Origin of the sequence: Saccharibacillus sp. JS10 (genome assembly GCF_024436065.1) — a bacterium.
GTDB lineage: Bacteria > Bacillota > Bacilli > Paenibacillales > Paenibacillaceae > Saccharibacillus.
This window is the reverse complement of record NZ_JANFNS010000004.1, coordinates 129,644-144,914: the sequence shown is the minus strand read 5'-3', so window position 1 is coordinate 144,914 and position 15,271 is coordinate 129,644. Positions and strand designations below refer to the sequence as shown.

At 47.3% G+C, this 15,271-nt stretch carries 14 protein-coding genes; 5 read left to right on the top strand and 9 right to left on the bottom strand.

Annotated features, from left to right (window positions below; all coding sequences use genetic code 11):
- Positions 1–11 precede the first annotated feature (11 nt).
- Positions 12–1,442: a 6-phospho-beta-glucosidase BglA gene (bglA, locus tag NOM90_RS13510; protein WP_255943032.1), complete on the top strand. Its 1,431-nt coding sequence runs from the start codon at positions 12–14 to the stop codon at positions 1,440–1,442.
- Between the two features lie 105 nt (positions 1,443–1,547).
- Here the strand turns inward: bglA and NOM90_RS13505 are convergent, their stop codons facing one another.
- Together NOM90_RS13505 and NOM90_RS13500 are read right to left on the bottom strand one after the other, a co-directional pair.
- Positions 1,548–2,618, bottom strand: a complete 1,071-nt coding sequence (locus NOM90_RS13505) for a threonine aldolase family protein (RefSeq protein ID WP_255942602.1) — start codon at positions 2,616–2,618, stop codon at positions 1,548–1,550.
- Positions 2,619–2,709: 91 nt separating this feature from the next.
- On the bottom strand, positions 2,710–3,795 hold the full coding sequence (locus NOM90_RS13500) for a hypothetical protein (protein WP_255942601.1): 1,086 nt from the start codon (positions 3,793–3,795) through the stop codon (positions 2,710–2,712).
- A 204-nt stretch (positions 3,796–3,999) separates the two neighbouring features.
- Between NOM90_RS13500 and NOM90_RS13495 the strand changes: the two genes are divergently transcribed.
- The 3 genes from NOM90_RS13495 (at position 4,000) to NOM90_RS13485 (ending at position 6,879) form a co-directional block, all read left to right on the top strand.
- The gene (locus NOM90_RS13495; protein ID WP_255942600.1) at positions 4,000–4,746 is read left to right on the top strand and encodes a spr1630 family ClpXP-sensitive toxin; all 747 of its coding nucleotides are present in this window, start codon (positions 4,000–4,002) and stop codon (positions 4,744–4,746) included.
- A 40-nt stretch (positions 4,747–4,786) separates the two neighbouring features.
- Positions 4,787–5,980 carry a spr1629 family repressor/antitoxin gene (locus NOM90_RS13490; protein ID WP_255942599.1) on the top strand — a complete coding sequence of 398 codons (1,194 nt, stop codon included), beginning with the start codon at positions 4,787–4,789 and terminating at the stop codon, positions 5,978–5,980.
- A gap of 182 nt (positions 5,981–6,162) precedes the next feature.
- Positions 6,163–6,879 (top strand): S-layer homology domain-containing protein, encoded by a 717-nt coding sequence (locus NOM90_RS13485; protein ID WP_255942598.1) that lies wholly within the window; start codon positions 6,163–6,165, stop codon positions 6,877–6,879.
- A 110-nt stretch (positions 6,880–6,989) separates the two neighbouring features.
- On the opposite strand, the gene NOM90_RS13480 is transcribed toward NOM90_RS13485, so the two are convergent.
- Positions 6,990–8,489: a malate:quinone oxidoreductase gene (locus tag NOM90_RS13480; RefSeq protein ID WP_255942597.1), complete on the bottom strand. Its 1,500-nt coding sequence runs from the start codon at positions 8,487–8,489 to the stop codon at positions 6,990–6,992.
- Between the two features lie 240 nt (positions 8,490–8,729).
- On the opposite strand from NOM90_RS13480, the gene NOM90_RS13475 reads away from it, so the two are divergent.
- A complete protein-coding gene (locus NOM90_RS13475) occupies positions 8,730–8,930 on the top strand; it encodes a hypothetical protein (RefSeq protein WP_255942596.1) in 201 nt (66 codons plus the stop codon).
- Between the two features lie 69 nt (positions 8,931–8,999).
- Here the strand turns inward: NOM90_RS13475 and NOM90_RS13470 are convergent, their stop codons facing one another.
- The 6 genes from NOM90_RS13470 to thiO all read right to left on the bottom strand — a co-directional run bounded on the left by NOM90_RS13470 (position 9,000) and on the right by thiO (position 15,264).
- Complete coding sequence (locus tag NOM90_RS13470) at positions 9,000–9,962, bottom strand: glycoside hydrolase family 43 protein (RefSeq protein WP_255942595.1); 963 nt, start codon at positions 9,960–9,962, stop codon at positions 9,000–9,002.
- Between the two features lie 128 nt (positions 9,963–10,090).
- On the bottom strand, positions 10,091–11,110 hold the full coding sequence (locus NOM90_RS13465) for a Gfo/Idh/MocA family protein (protein WP_255942594.1): 1,020 nt from the start codon (positions 11,108–11,110) through the stop codon (positions 10,091–10,093).
- Positions 11,111–11,144: 34 nt separating this feature from the next.
- Positions 11,145–12,023 carry a M15 family metallopeptidase gene (locus NOM90_RS13460; RefSeq protein ID WP_255942593.1) on the bottom strand — a complete coding sequence of 293 codons (879 nt, stop codon included), beginning with the start codon at positions 12,021–12,023 and terminating at the stop codon, positions 11,145–11,147.
- Positions 12,024–12,107: 84 nt separating this feature from the next.
- Positions 12,108–13,214, bottom strand: coding sequence for a HAMP domain-containing sensor histidine kinase (locus tag NOM90_RS13455; protein ID WP_255943031.1), 1,107 nt, complete (start codon positions 13,212–13,214; stop codon positions 12,108–12,110).
- Positions 13,207–13,899, bottom strand: a complete 693-nt coding sequence (locus tag NOM90_RS13450) for a response regulator transcription factor (protein WP_255942592.1) — start codon at positions 13,897–13,899, stop codon at positions 13,207–13,209. Before NOM90_RS13450 ends, NOM90_RS13455 begins: the two co-directional genes overlap by 8 nt.
- A gap of 210 nt (positions 13,900–14,109) precedes the next feature.
- A complete protein-coding gene (gene thiO / locus NOM90_RS13445) occupies positions 14,110–15,264 on the bottom strand; it encodes a glycine oxidase ThiO (protein ID WP_255942591.1) in 1,155 nt (384 codons plus the stop codon).
- Between the last annotated feature and the right edge of the window lie 7 nt (positions 15,265–15,271).

Here is a 15,271-nt window from a genome sequence, read left to right as displayed (position 1 = left end):
CTCAAAATCAAATGCCGGAAGGCTTTTTATGGGGCGGCGCACTTGCCGCTCACCAATTCGAAGGCGGCTGGAACGCGGGAGGGAAAGGTCCTAGCGTCGTCGATGTCCTGACAGCTGGCGAACACGGCGTTCCGCGCCGGATTACCGACCAAGTGGAAGAAAGCGAATTTTATCCGAACCATGAAGCGATCGACTTTTATCACCGTTACAAAGAAGACGTTGCGCTGTTTGCCGAGATGGGTCTCAAAGCGCTTCGTACGTCGATCGGATGGAGCCGTATTTACCCGAATGGCGACGAAGAACAGCCGAACGAATCCGGGCTGCAATTTTACGATGATCTGTTCGACGAGTTGATCAAGCACGGGATCGAGCCGGTGATCACATTGTCGCACTTTGAAATGCCGCTGCATTTGGCGCGGCAATACGGAGGTTTCCGTAGCCGCAAAGTCGTCGATTACTTCGTAAAATTTGCCGAGACTTGCTTCAAGCGTTACCAGCATAAGGTGAAATACTGGATGACGTTCAACGAAATCAACAACAAAATGGATGTACGCAACCCGCTGTTCTTATGGACGAATTCGGGCGTCATCGTGGAAGAAGGCGAAAATGCACGCGAAGTCATGTATACAGCGGGACATCACGAATTACTTGCGAGCGCGCTATCTGTCATCAAAGGCAAAGAAATCAATCCCGACTTCTTGATTGGAGCGATGGCGTCTCACGTACCGGTCTATCCGTATTCGTCGAACCCGGAAGACGTCATGCTTGCCGAAGAATCGATGCGCGAACGCTACTTCTTCCCGGATGTTCAAGTACGCGGATACTATCCAAGCTATGCGCTCAAAGAATTTGAGCGTGAAGGCATTACGATTCCGTTCGAAGACGGAGATGCCGATATTTTGAATCGGGGAACGGTCGATTATCTGGGCTTTAGCTACTATATGTCTACTACGGTCAACAGCGAAGTATCGGTTGATACCGATGGCAAAGTCAACAACGGCGGGCTGCCGCAAAGCGTCGAAAATCCTTTTATCAAATCCAGCGACTGGGGCTGGGCGATCGATCCGACCGGTCTGCGTTATACGCTGAATCGCTTCTATGACCGGTATCAAATTCCGTTGTTTATTGTAGAAAACGGATTTGGCGCAGTCGACACCGTAGAAGAAGACGGTTCGATCCATGATCCGCAACGTATCGACTATTTGCGCTCGCATATCGAAGCGGTAAAACAAGCGGTGCTGTACGACGGCGTGGAACTGATGGGTTACACGCCGTGGGGCATTATCGATATTGTCTCCTTCACGACTGGCGAAATGAAAAAACGTTACGGCATGATCTACGTAGATCGCGACAATGCGGGTAACGGCTCGATGGAGCGGATGAAAAAAGATTCGTTCGACTGGTACCGCAACGTGATCGCTTCGCACGGCGCGAAGTTGTAATCCAATCCAATTTTTATTCCAAGCGTGATCCAGCACCAAAAAGAAGCGGGTTCCGATCGTCATCAAGACGCTGGAACCCGCTTCTTTTTCTTGTTCAATATCGATCTAGCCAAGAACATTCGCAGGCAACCGTTCGCCTGTTTTCAAACTCTGCAAATCGCCAATCAGCTCGTCAATCTCTTCTTCCGTCGTTCCCCAACTTGTGCAGAAACGAACGGCGGTATGATCGTGGTCCACTTTTTCCCAAGTCGTAAACGTATGCTTGGCTTTTAAAGGCTCCAACAGTTCATTCGGCAAAATCGGAAACTGCTGATTGGTTGGCGAGTTGTGCAAAAATCCGAAACCAAGCTCTTGGATACCGTTACGCAGCTTCATCGCTAGCGAGACGGCATGACGCGAAATCTCGAAATACAACCCGTCTTCGAATAGCGTTTCGAATTGAATCCCGAGCAGACGCCCTTTTGCCAACAAACCGCCGCGCTGCTTGATCAAATAACGGAAATCGCGTTTTAAGCTTTCGTTGATGATCACGACTGCTTCGCCCATCAGTGCGCCAAGCTTCGTACCGCCAATGTAGAACACATCGGTTAGACGCGCCAAATCCGCGAGCGTTACGTCGCTGCCTTCCGCTGCCAGCGCGTAGCCAAGTCTTGCCCCATCGACAAACAAGGGCAAGCCGTAGGCGCGGCACACTTCGCTCAATGCTTCAAGTTCCGCCAAATTGTAGACCGTTCCGTTTTCGGTTGACTGTGAAATATAGACCATGCCCGGCTGCACGCAGTGTTCTTTCGCTCCATCGTTCAGATGCGCTTCGTAAGCTTCGCGCACTTGCTCCGCTGTAATTTTGCCATTCTGGTGCGGAAGCGTTAATACTTTATGCCCGGTCGACTCGATCGCGCCTGTCTCATGCCCCTCGATATGCCCCGTATCTGCCGAAAGCACACCTTGATGCGGACGTAGCAATGCCGCGATGACTGTCGTATTGGTCTGCGTACCGCCAACCAGGAAATGGACGTCAGCACGATCATGATCGCAAGCGTGTCGAATCAAGTTGCGCGCGCGTTCGCAATGTTCATCGGTACCGTAACCGCTCGTCTGCTCCATATTCGTCTCCAACAGTCTTTGCATAATGCGCGGGTGAGCGCCTTGGGTGTAATCACATTCGAATCGAGTCATTGTTCATCTCTCCATTTTCTGTATAAGTCAACATCTGCTGTCTGTATCATACTGCGTTTGGAGAGATTTTTGTATATTTATACGAAAATTTTTAAGAAGAATGTTTTTTACCAGTGGACAAATGACTCAAAAAATGAACTGCCCATACCAATAGATGAGCGATAAAAAGAAAAATTAATATCCATGCTCCGCCGAACACTATCCACTCATGAAGGACACTAAAAAATCGGGGTGTATCTTTTCCAAACAACTTGCCTGCTTCTCTGCTGAAAAAATAGAACATTCCTAGCGTAAACAATCTAGACCACTGCGACGGCGTATAGACCCCAAGCCCTTTGGCATAACCGTAACGGCGAATCCGAACAACGGCTCTTTTTACCTCCATGCCTTCGATAATCAGCAAAAGCAGCAAAGCCAACGTCCAAATCCCCAGTAACACAAAATTCGGAAAGACCGACGATTTAAGCGCAGCCGCTCCGGTAATCGCCACAGCACCATACAAGATCCCGTTGCTTTCCTGCCAATCGTCTGCCAAATCCCAAGCATAACGGCGATACCGCAAAATCAGTAAAGTAGTTCCCGCGATATAAAATAAAATACCGAGCAAAATCAGCACGCGGTACATCATATACTCCGTCGCTCCGAACAACTCGTGCAGCATCAAGCACACCGATTGCAGTGCCACCGTTGTCAGCAAAATGATGCCGTGCAATTTCTTAAATCGTCCTAATCCTGCAATTTCGCCTGCCGCAAGCGATACGCTGAACAGATAAAAAAGCAGCAGACCGACATTCAACATTCCGAGCGCGACTAGAAAAGGATGAAGTTCCGGAAAGTTAAGATGAGCTGTCGTCACAGCCGCCCCTATGCCTGCTACCCAAGTTCCAATCGCAAATCGCCCGATCGGATCGTCCCAATGCTGACTTTTGAAGCTCCCGTCAAAGATCGACCGCAAATAAGCACTGAGCATAAACAATCCCAATAACAGAGTGATCACCGTAAAAATCTTGATCCATTCCGAACCTTTACCTGCAAAATGAACAAAAACGCCTTGTGTAAAAATCGCGAATGCCATCACTGCGGCTCCGTCTGCTGTCGGCACAGCAGGTAGACGAACCCATTTCGCGCAGGCGATCGCGATCAGCAGCAGTAAAATCGCCAGTATAACGAGCATCATGTGACTTCCTTTCTTCATCCGTACAATTGTGAATCATATGTTACTGCTCACTTTGCTTATAAGCCCATACCCTTTTATTGAAGCATAATTACTAAAAAGTCTAAGCACTCACTTTAAAAATTTCAAAAAAAATCATTTTAAAAATTATAGTTTTCCTTTACACTATGATTAGCTTTTAAGTCTAATTATGATCGGAGTGATGGTATGGATCAGTACCGTTTTAGTCCACAACAAAGCCAAATGATCGTTGACGCTATTGTAGAAGGATACCGTGAGTACATCGAGCATCGAAAAGATCGAAAAGCTGTGATGAAAATTAGTTCTGCATTTGCTTGGACAAAGGGTAATTTTATAGAAAGCCGTATTGCAGAGGAAGCTGCCAATCACGGGTTCACTTACAAAAAGTCAAAAGCTGGTTTGACTTGGGACTACTTGCAATTTGTTCATCAAGGGTCTAAGATTTTATTTCTTGTAAAAAACGCAAACTATTTTAACGAGAATGCTTTTTCTTTGGCTACGATACCTGGAGAACATAAAACTTCGGGCAAAAAACGAACCTATCTGCATGAACTTTCTAAAATTAACGATTCTTTAGAGTTTCCCGTAGTACCTCCTTCAAAAAATGGTAAAGAAAGAGTTGAACAACTTTCTTTGTTTTTAGCAGAAGAGAAGGTAAAAGAAGAGTTGGAAAGCTTCAAGTCCTCCTATCAAGAATTCCACATCTTGACCTACAAACTGGATGAAGCTTATCAAGTTGCAGAAATCGTTCATTACCTTCCCAATTCAAAAAACAATATTGCCTATTTAGTAGAAGATTTATCTGATTTGATTTCTGGAGCTGATCTAACAGCTGAAGATCTTGAAGTATTTGCTGTAGATTCAGATGAGGAAATTGTTGATCCAGCAGCATTCGATATTGGAATCTTAGAAGACGAAAAAACAGGAGAATAAAGGAGCCTGTGGAAGTTCCTAAAACCAGGAGGGAACAGGCATGTTCATTGGTGAAAATTTAACCAATTTAAGAATCATGCATGGATATTCGAGAAATCAGCTCTCCGAAAAACTAGGCGTTACTGAGCAAACGATTTGGCAATATGAGAATGGATATACATCTCCTAAAATACAAATTGTAAATGAGCTGAAACGAATTTTCGATGTAAAAAGCAAATACTTTTATGAAAAAGATATGCTCTTGAAAAGTAATAGACCGACAGCTGTAAATGTTGCAAACATAGCTTATCGATCTAAAATTTTAAACACTGTCTCAAAAAGTCAATCCGAAGCTAAACATATTGAATACCTAGACGTTTTCATTGACTACATTACAACCAAAATCAATATGCCTTTGCTCAAGATTATTCAACTTAGAGAAAAAATTATCGAATATTTGAGCGAATCTACAGAAGATCGTCTGATTCAAATTCAAAAAGCAGCAGCTATAGCGCGCAAACTTCTCGACCTTCCGCCCGATCATAATAATAATTTATTATTTGCGATTGAAAAAAGTGGTATATTTGTATTCGAAAAAGCAATAGGTCCAGACATTGATGCCTACAGTCTTTGGACTCAGGAAGATCGTCCTTATATTATTTTAGGCAATTTAAAGTACTCAGCAGCTCGTAGAAATTTCGATATTGCACACGAATTAGGACATTTGCTTTTACATTATCGATTAGAATTTAGCAATTTAAGTCGCCAAGAACATAAAAATATTGAGAATGAAGCTAACACATTTGCTTGTGCTTTTTTAATCCCTGAAGAAGAGTTTTCTAAAGATATGAAGCATATTATTCGAATTACGAACCCAGATAGTTATTTGGAACTCAAGAAAAAATGGAAGACTTCTTTGCAAGTACTTGGTTATCGCGCTGCTCAATTAGGATTAATGCCGCCCAAAGAACATCGTAATTTTTATGCAGCTTTACATCGAAAAGGATATTTAAAGCTTGAACCTTTAGACCAACATATTACTGTGCAAAAACCAATGAAGATGAAAAGTATTATAGATTTGGTAGTTAGAAAAAACATCATCGATATGCGTAAAATGCTTGATCGCGATTGGAAAGCCAATATCGAATTTTTCCATAAGCTCACAGGAATTGAATTTAAATTTTTTAATAGCTATCTGGTGAACGAAAATGATTTTGAATTAATCAGTGTAGCTGATTTCACAAAAAAAACTTAGACTTTATTTATTAGATGCTGACCGGTTTTTTAAACCTGTTGGCATCTTTTTATTTATAGCGCTAGCGTATTTCAAGATCTCATTTCCATTTTCACGCAACCTTTTCCGAAAACGTTTCGTCTGGGTAGACAAGAAGAAGAAAACGAGAATCATCCACAAATTTTCTAGGAGGTTTTTTTGAAATGAAAAAGAAACTAGCTGCTTCCCTGATGTCCGCTTCGATCTTAACCGCTTCGCTGAGTGGTTCGATGTTCGCCGCAACGCCATCGACGTTCAAAGATTTGAACAACGTGCCGGGTCAAAACAAAATTCAGTCTCTGCAAGAAAAAGGCATCTTGAAAGGCGTAAGCGCAACTTCGTTCGCACCGAACGCTACACTGACGCAAGCTCAAGCCGTGCAATTTATCTCGAACGGTCTGAATCTTGCGAAGCTGCAATTGCCGGATACCGATCTAACGAAGACTGCACACGATCTATTCCCGGCAGTGAAAAACGATGCTTGGTATGCAGCAGCTTTCTTAGATGCAGCCAATAGCGGCGCAAGTATCCCAGCCGACGTGAAACCTACAGATAAAATCACGCGCGAAGCTTATGTCGATTACTTGATCGATTCACTCAAAACAGCGGGCAATCTGCCGATGATTAATATCCTTGTACCGGAAATCGCAGACGAAGATCAGTTCGATATCCTATCGCTTGGCTCGACGCAGCTTGCAATTGCTCTCGAAATCGTAGAGCTGGATGCCGATAAAAAGTTCCACCCGCAACAAGAAATTACGCGCGCCGAAGCCGCAGTGATGCTATATAACGCGATTGATTATATGAATCAATTGAAGCAGCCAATTACGATCCAACCGATCGACGATGGCGAAATGCACATCTTGCCGATCAAGGAATAGAAGAATAGTTAAGACTCTACACCTATTCATGCTCAAAAAGACCGAGTCCTTCCGCATATACGGAAAGACTCGGTCTTTTATTTTTCAGTCCTATTCGGATGCAATCCGGCTTAGCTTTGCACCGCTGCGATCTTTTCGAGCTTCAGCGCTTCGGCGGTCGCATCGAAAATTTCTTTGAACATCTCTGGATTGTCCGACAGCTTCACGCCGTAAGACGGAATCATTTCTTTGATTTTGCTTTCCCACTGCGGCATTTGTTCCGGGAAACAACGCTGCATCACTTCGAGCATGACGTGTACCGCTGTCGAAGCACCCGGCGAAGCGCCGAGTAATGCCGCGACCGAACCGTCAGCAGCGCTGACAACTTCAGTACCGAATTGAAGGGTGCCTTTGCCTTGCGGCGTGTCTTTGATGACTTGGACACGTTGACCCGCAGTCACGACTTCCCAATCTTCGTCTTTGACATCCGGAATAAACTCGCGTAGTTCCGCGATGCGTTGAGCATTCGATAACATCAATTGCTGCACCAAATACTTGGTCAAGCCCATTTCTTTGGCTCCGGCGGCAAGCATCGTGAACAGATTGCTTGGTTTGACCGAACCGATCAAATCCATATTGGAGCCGGTTTTGAGGAACTTCGGCGTAAAGCCCGCGAACGGGCCGAATAACAACGCTTTTTTGCCATCGATATAGCGGGTATCCAGATGGGGAACCGACATCGGCGGCGCGCCGAGTTTCGCTTTTCCGTATACTTTGGCATGGTGTTTTTCTGCGACTTCCGGCTTTTTGCAGACCATAAACAGTCCACTTACCGGGAATCCGCCGATATGCTTCGATTCAGGAATCCCTGTTTTTTGAAGCAGCGGCAGACTGCCGCCGCCCGCACCGATAAAGACGAAGCGCGCTTCATGATGCTCGACTTGATTATTATCTAAATTTTGTACCTTTAGGCGCCAACCGCCGCCCGGCGCACGCTTAATATCGCGAATCGCGTGGCGGTAATGTACCTCAGAACCTTTGCTTTTCAAATGATCGAAAAGAAGCCGCGTCAACGCACCGAAATTCACATCTGTACCGGAATCGATTTTCGTCGCCGCTACTTTTTCCGAAGGTTCGCGTCCGTTCATCATGAGCGGAATCCATTCTTGAAGCTTGGAGTGATCTTCCGAATAGTGCATCCCTTGGAATAACGGATTTCCTGATAGCGCTTTAAATCGCTTGCCTAAAAAATCGACGTCTTTCTCGCCGCTCACCCAGCTCATATGCGGGATCGGACGAATAAACTCGGCTGGATTTTGCAGCAACCCGTGATTGACCAAGTGTGCCCAAAATTGCCGAGACAACTGAAATTGTTCATTAATATTGACGGCTTTTGTAATATCGATTGAACCGTCCGCTTTTTCCGTCGTGTAATTCAATTCGCATAACGCCGCATGACCTGTACCGGCATTGTTCCATTCATTAGAGCTTTCTTCGCCTGCGCTAGCCAGTTTCTCGAACGTTTTGATTTCCCAGTCCGGTGCTAGTTCTTTTAGCAAGGTTCCGAGCGTCGCACTCATGACTCCGGCCCCGATTAAGATCACGTCTGTCTTTTTCACTACGCTACTCATAACAAAACCTGCCTTATCCGTATATTTGCCAAGTAAACAGGCTATGCGTCCGTCGCCCGGTTCTACTGCCGGTAAGCGAAGAAGCTGCCTGCAATGTCGTGTCTCTATTTACTATAAACCAAAACCACCTTAAATCCTATTGCTTTACCGGATAAAAGACATCGGGATTCATTTTAATGAAACCGATTCCCTCTACGCTACGTATGAGCACCCATCATCGTTATCGAAGGAGACTTTTAGATGAATGTAAAAAAGCACAGCCGTTCCTTGATTCGCTTCGTACTCGCAGCCATTATGATCCTCGTCGGAATCAATATGCTCGATAATCTGGTCGCGGGTATTTTCAGTCTCGTTGTTGCCGCTTACGCGCTAACTAGCGGTATTTTGTGGCTTAGAGTGGAACGACGTCCAGACTCAGATAAATCGATGTCCAAAAAATAAATACACGTCACAAAAACCGGGTTCCAACGGCAAAAGATACGCCGTAGGAACGCCGGTTTTTTGCTGGATTCAAGCAAGTTCGAAGGTATCGCCGCTATCGGAAATTCGGTATAGGTAAGCTCTGGAATCCGGCATCGAAAAAGGACGGTGAAGCACCAACATCCATTCTCCGTCCCACGTGCGGAAAAACATTCCGTGTCCGCTATCGTTTTTGACTAGCGGAGCCAGTTGCTCCCAAGGTCCTTGAAGCTTCCCGCTCGCGGAACGCGCGATTGTCTGCACATAGCTGCCATGCTCGTAACTACTCCAAAGCATATGCAAATTGCCGTTCTTCGTGCGATAAAGCTGACAACCGTCCGTGACATACGTAGGCAAAACTTCATCCAACCACGGCGCTTCCGAACCTCGCATGATGATCATCGGCTCCGAAGCAGCAGCAGACAAGTCTTCCGTTAATCTCACGGCTTCAATCGTTCCGTCCAGCGTCTGCACCCACTCATGACAATAGACCATCCACGGGTCATTGTTCTCGTCGATATATAGCGTTCCGTCTAACGTCATCAGCGAAGAATCAACGATAGGTCGATCTGGATCGACCAGCTCAAAAGGCCCTTCCGGCGAATCGCTGATCGCGATAGCGGTTCCGCGAAGATGCTGCGAATACCCTTGAACCGGTTCTCCCGGCAGCGGTCGATATTCATTGTGCAGCGTGACGAACAGCGCATACTTTCCCCGGTATTCATGCACTTCCGGCGCCCAAGCGCCGTGATGCGGATCTGCCCATATTCCATCGGGAATCGTGAACGCCAGATAAGGCCCTTCCCAACTTTTCAAATCTTGGCTTTTATAAAAAAGCACACCGCACCGATCAACTCCATTTAATCTTGGCGAAGCTCCGCTATACAAATAATAAGTGGAGGAAGTAGGATCGGCTAAAATGAACGGGTCGTGTACCGGCATATCGGCAAGGGTATGACCTTTATTCGGATTTTGCACATCGGAAGCCGCATTATAAGCAGGCTGAACAGACAAAAAATCAGCTCCTTCGCAGATTTTTGTTAACGCTTACAGAATAGATTAACTATACCGTTTCGTCTTGAACAGACGCAAGAGCCGACCTTCCCATAATCAGAAGGTCGGCTCTGCAATCACACTTTTATTCACATAGATAACTGAGGTCTCAGATCGATAAATCCGCCATCTTCAGACGGGTTTCTCAAAGCTTCCAGCACCAATTGAGCATGGTAGCCATCTTTGAAATCGTAGACCGTTGCTTGTTCTCCGTTTAGGATTTGCAAAATCCGTCCAAAGATCGGCAAGTGAATTTTGTCGTCTTCATCGTCTGATTCAACCTCGACAAGTTGCGGCGCTTCACCCCATGCCCCAACGAACAGATTGCCCCAATTTTCTAACGCGACCGTGCCGCCCGAACCTTGTACCACAAGCGATACCCGTTCTTCACCTTCACGCTGATCCGTTCCCGACAATTGGATCTCCAAGCCACTTTCCAGACGTAATGTAGCCGTCGTGATGGTCTCACATAAGCTTTTATCGGCAGGGAATTGAACGTCGCTACGCACCTCAACGATCGCTCCGAAAGTTTGCTGGATCAGATTGATCCAATGAATCCCGACTTCGAGCAAATAACCGCCTTCGCGGCGCGTGCCGATCCAATCATTTTGTTGCCAATCTCGCGGCCAACGCGGGAATTCCAAATAAAGATGTGCCTGCTCGATCTCCCCTGCGGCACCTTGAGCAATCAACTCGCGGAATTTCAGCACCGTCGGCTCCAGCGGGAATGAAAAATGGATCACGTTCAATCGATCGGATTGCTTCGATAACTCCATCATTTCTTTGGCTTCTTCCAGACTATTCGCAAGCGGCTTTTCGCAAAATACATGCAGCCCTCGCTCAGACGCTAATTTGAACGCATCGCAGTGCATCGACGGCGGAACGGCAATATAGACGATGTCTGCATCCGTCTCGGCAAGCAAGACCCGATAATCGGTATAAAGCTTCGGAGAACCGGCGACCTTTTCGCTCTCGCGTTGCAACTGATCTTCGCTACTGTCGCACAGTGCGACCAATTCTACTTGATCGGCATAACGGGGCACAAGGCGATGGATCATATTGCGTCCCATATTGCCAAGCCCGATTACAGCCAGTTTGATCTGTTTCATGTTTCTCCTCCATCTTTCACTTAAACGTCGTGACTCACGGATATACCGTCAAAATCAATCCGCCTCGGTTATCGCCGGATAGCGCATAATCGCGGTTATTCGGTATTTTCAGCTTCGTCAACTGATCGGGTGCATAATAATAGACTTCGTATTTTTTGCCTTCTATCGTAGTCGAAATCGAAGATTGATCTTGAAGTCTATTCAAATACTCTTCCAGTACCATATCATTTTTTTGCATCAAAACGCTATGCGGCAATCCGACATACCGAAAATGCCACGGTTCAAACGAGATTCCGGTGATCCCTACTTTATGTGCGGGATAACGCAAAACGAATCCGTATTGAGCGGCATGTTTGGCAAGCCATTGTCCTTCTTTGGCTTCTGCCATCGTACCTTCCGTAGAGCCAATATCCAGTGCCAATCCAAGATGATGTTCGCTATAACCGGGAGAAAGCGCGTATTCGGCTCCTTTTTCTTTATACAATCGGCTTTGCTCCCGTTCGTCCCGATAGCCGCTGCTGATAAGGAACCGACTCACTCCGTCTTGCGCAGCCGCGTCAACCATTACAACGAATTTCAATGCGACTCGTCTGGACAACTGTAACTCGCTATCTAGCAATGCAGCCGGCCCGGTCAGTTCCGAATTGCCGAATAACTTCGTCACGTCGGGCTGTGTACCTGGCGGATGGATCGGATATTCGCTATTCACAAGCAGCAGATCGCCGCTGTATAACTCTTCGTCGCTAACTTCAAGTGATTGACCGCTGCTTTGAAGAGCAATTTCTTGGATGATTCCGTCTGCGGCTGAAATTCCTGAATCCGAAGCGATCCACCCTCGTTGTTCGGCTAATTTAAATATCGTTATCGTAAGCAATAACGCAATAACTATCGTAGCAAACATCCACTTTTTCATTGATCCAAGCCCTCCTATGTCTCTATACATCTCAGCATAGAAGGCAGCGTTTAAAAAAAAGCGAGGACGAAGTTAAAGTTTTTCTTAAGAAGCAGGAGTAATCGGTAGGCTGACTTCAAACGAAGTCCGAATAGAATCGCTTTTTGCCGCAATCTGTCCGTGATGGCGCTCGACGATATTTTTGGCGATAAATAGACCTAGACCTGTACCCCCGCCTTGATGATGAGATACCCGCGCCGAATCTCCGGTATAGAACATCTCGAATACATGCGGAAGTTCATGCTCTGGAATACGATCGCCATAATTCGTAATCGTGACGACCGCTTGATCCGGCTCCGCTTGGCACTGAATTTCAATCACCTGTCCGTCTTGCCCGTAGCGAGCCGCGTTGATCAGTAAATTTTCAAACACTCTGGCAAGCAATTCGCCGTCGGCTTGAATCTGAATTCCCGGCTGAATCCGGAGTTTGGCGGTCAGACCGTTTTGTTCAAACACAGGATAGAGTTCTTCTTGCATCTGGATCAATAATTCGCCGAGATCGAGCGTCTGTGTATGTAACGGCAACATGCCATAGTTCATTCGCGTAATTTCGAATAATTCATCCACCAATCGTTCCAACCGCTTGGACTTCGTAAACGCAATATTCGTATAATGCTGCACCTGCTCTCGCGGCAATTCTTCGTTGCGTAAAATGACATCCAAATAGCCCAAAACCGAAGTGAGCGGCGTGCGCAGATCATGAGCCAGATTCAAAATCAACTGGTCTTTGCTATTTTCGGCGAATTCACCGCGCTCTACGGCTTTTTTCAATTTTTCGCCTGCTTCATTCATATCTGCCGCAATACTGCCAAACTCATCGCTGGAACGAATCTCTACCCGATTTTCAAAATCTCCGTTCGCCAGCCGGTGAATCCCGATCGAAATTTCACGAAAATAACGCGCATAAGGCTTCGTCAGCAAAAAGAAAAAGAAAATCGCAAACGGCACAAAAAAGATCAAGAAAAAGTTCAAGTCGCCGACATCGCGAATAAATTTACGGAAATTCGCAAGAGAATCGCCAAACTTCGCATTTTCCACGTAGTAGATTTGCAATCCTTTATAAATCAGGTAAGTGACCGTACCGGAAAGCAGCATACTCAGACCGAGCAGGACAATCATTCGCATTCGGAAACTTCGCGTCAGCCTAGCCATTAAACGCATAGCCGACCCCCCACACCGTTTTGATCCATCTGTTTTTTTCCAAATCTTCGCCTAATTTTCGGCGCAGGGTACGGATATGCACCATCACGGTATTGCCGCTCTCGAAATAATCGTCTTCCCATACATGGCGAAAAATATTTTCCGCGCTGAACACTTTTTTGGGATGGCTGGCAAGCAAATATAAAATATCGAATTCTTTGGGCGTTAGCTCTACGGTTTGCGCATAGACTTGCACTTGACGCTGTTCGGAATCGATCGTCAGTCCGTTGATTTCGATAACGGAACTGCGTTTCTCCGGCGTATTGAGCTGGGTCGAACGGCGAATCTGGGCATTGACGCGAGCGACCAGTTCCATCGGATTGAAAGGCTTCGTCATATAATCGTCCGCTCCGATCACAAGCCCTGTGATTTTATCCAGATCGGACGTTTTGGCGCTGAGAAAAATAATCGGCATCCGGTACTGCGTTCGAAGCTGCCGCGTCACCTCGTAACCGTCCATTTCAGGCATCATAATATCTAAAATAATCAGGTCGATCGGCTGCGACTGCACCCGCTGTATCGCTTCTTGCCCGGTATGTACGGTCAGCGTCCGATATCCTTCTTTTTCTAAGTGCAACGCGACCAGATCGGCAATTTCTTGCTCGTCGTCCGCGATCAAAATCGTAACGTCTTTCATCTTCTATTCACTCCTTAAAAAACGTACCTGTACGTTAGATCGAACTCTTCATAAAGAAAGACGAGTCTTTCGGGCATCTTGTTCCTAAATGTTCTATTTTTATTTGATCTTTTTAGTTTACGTACAAAATGAGTTACCGCCAACCTATTCTGTTCCACGCAAAAATCCGTTTCTTCTAAATCAATAATAGAAGAAACGGATCGATTAAATTTATGGTCGATGTACCGTTTGGCGATGAAAACGCTCTGGACGAAAAGCCTGTTGCCACGGCTCTGCTTCGCGCCCTTGCGCAAGATCCGCGACGAGCTTCGCCGTCGCCGGAGCGAGCAAAATCCCATTGCGGTAATGCCCCGCCGCAAGGATCACGCGCTCTGCGCGCGACAGTCGCCCAATCAGAGGGCGACCATCCAAAGTCGCTGGGCGAAGCCCCGCCCAGCGGTGGATCGGCTGCCTGTCTTCCAGCGCAGGCAGCACCGAGCGGTTCCAGCGCAGCAAGCGCGCGATACCGCGCTCCGTCACGCTTGTGTCAAAGCCCGCTACGTCTTCGGATGCTCCGCAGACGAGCGTTCCGTTTGCTTTTTGCACCAAGTAGCCTTGGCTGCTGAAGATCATATGCCGCACAGGCTCCGTGCCGGCTTGCCGCGTATCCCATGGATACGCACAGATTTGCCCGCGAATCGGATGCACGGGCAATTCAAGCCCAAGCTCGCTTGGCAGATGCCCTGCCCACGCCCCGGTGCAGATCACCAGTTGATCTGCTTGAAAGACCGCTTCGCCGGAATCCCCGGCTGCGCGAACTTCCACGCCGCGCTCCCATGCCGCAAGCTCAAGCTTGCCAAGCTGCTCGCGGATCAACACCCCGGCGTTCAAGCACGCCGCAATTAACGCGCCGACTAAATCCGGCGCATACACATGCCGCTCCTCCGGCGTGCGAAGCGCCGCCACCACTTGCCGCGATAGCCCCGGCTCCGCCGAGACCAGCGCAGCGCCGCGCAGCAGCTCGCCGCTCGAACCATGCTGGCGCTGCCAGCGAAGCCGGCTTTCCAGCGCCAGCAGATCCGCTTCGTGATAAGCGGCATACAGGCTTCCGCTCTCGGTATATTCGAAGTCTATACCGGATAATTCCCGAATTCGCTGCTGCCAATTCGGGTATAGATCCAGGCTTTCCCGGCAGAGCCGGAAAAATTCATCCGGCGATTCCGGATTTTCGGAATACGGCGCGAGCATTCCCGCCGCCGCGCCCGAAGCTTGTCCGCCGCACGTTTCGGCTTCAAGCACCGTCACTGCGGCGCCGCGCAGCCGCAGCTCCAGCGCACAAGCAAGCCCGATAATGCCGCCGCCCAGCACGATAAACGATGTATTCATACGGCAA

Bases quoted from the DNA above. Each gene is read 5' to 3' on its own strand.
- NOM90_RS13480 (WP_255942597.1), bottom strand. From the start codon at position 8,489: ATGAGTAGCGTAGTGAAAAAGACAGACGTGATCTTAATCGGGGCCGGA.
- thiO (WP_255942591.1), bottom strand. From the start codon at position 15,264: ATGAATACATCGTTTATCGTGCTGGGCGGCGGCATTATCGGGCTTGCT.
- NOM90_RS13490 (WP_255942599.1), top strand. From the start codon at position 4,787: ATGTTCATTGGTGAAAATTTAACCAATTTAAGAATCATGCATGGATAT.
- bglA (WP_255943032.1), top strand. From the start codon at position 12: ATGCCGGAAGGCTTTTTATGGGGCGGCGCACTTGCCGCTCACCAATTC.
- NOM90_RS13475 (WP_255942596.1), top strand. From the start codon at position 8,730: ATGAATGTAAAAAAGCACAGCCGTTCCTTGATTCGCTTCGTACTCGCA.
- NOM90_RS13495 (WP_255942600.1), top strand. From the start codon at position 4,000: ATGGATCAGTACCGTTTTAGTCCACAACAAAGCCAAATGATCGTTGAC.
- NOM90_RS13450 (WP_255942592.1), bottom strand. From the start codon at position 13,899: ATGAAAGACGTTACGATTTTGATCGCGGACGACGAGCAAGAAATTGCC.
- NOM90_RS13455 (WP_255943031.1), bottom strand. From the start codon at position 13,214: ATGGCTAGGCTGACGCGAAGTTTCCGAATGCGAATGATTGTCCTGCTC.
- NOM90_RS13505 (WP_255942602.1), bottom strand. From the start codon at position 2,618: ATGACTCGATTCGAATGTGATTACACCCAAGGCGCTCACCCGCGCATT.
- NOM90_RS13500 (WP_255942601.1), bottom strand. From the start codon at position 3,795: ATGATGCTCGTTATACTGGCGATTTTACTGCTGCTGATCGCGATCGCC.
- NOM90_RS13460 (WP_255942593.1), bottom strand. From the start codon at position 12,023: ATGAAAAAGTGGATGTTTGCTACGATAGTTATTGCGTTATTGCTTACG.
- NOM90_RS13465 (WP_255942594.1), bottom strand. From the start codon at position 11,110: ATGAAACAGATCAAACTGGCTGTAATCGGGCTTGGCAATATGGGACGC.
- NOM90_RS13485 (WP_255942598.1), top strand. From the start codon at position 6,163: ATGAAAAAGAAACTAGCTGCTTCCCTGATGTCCGCTTCGATCTTAACC.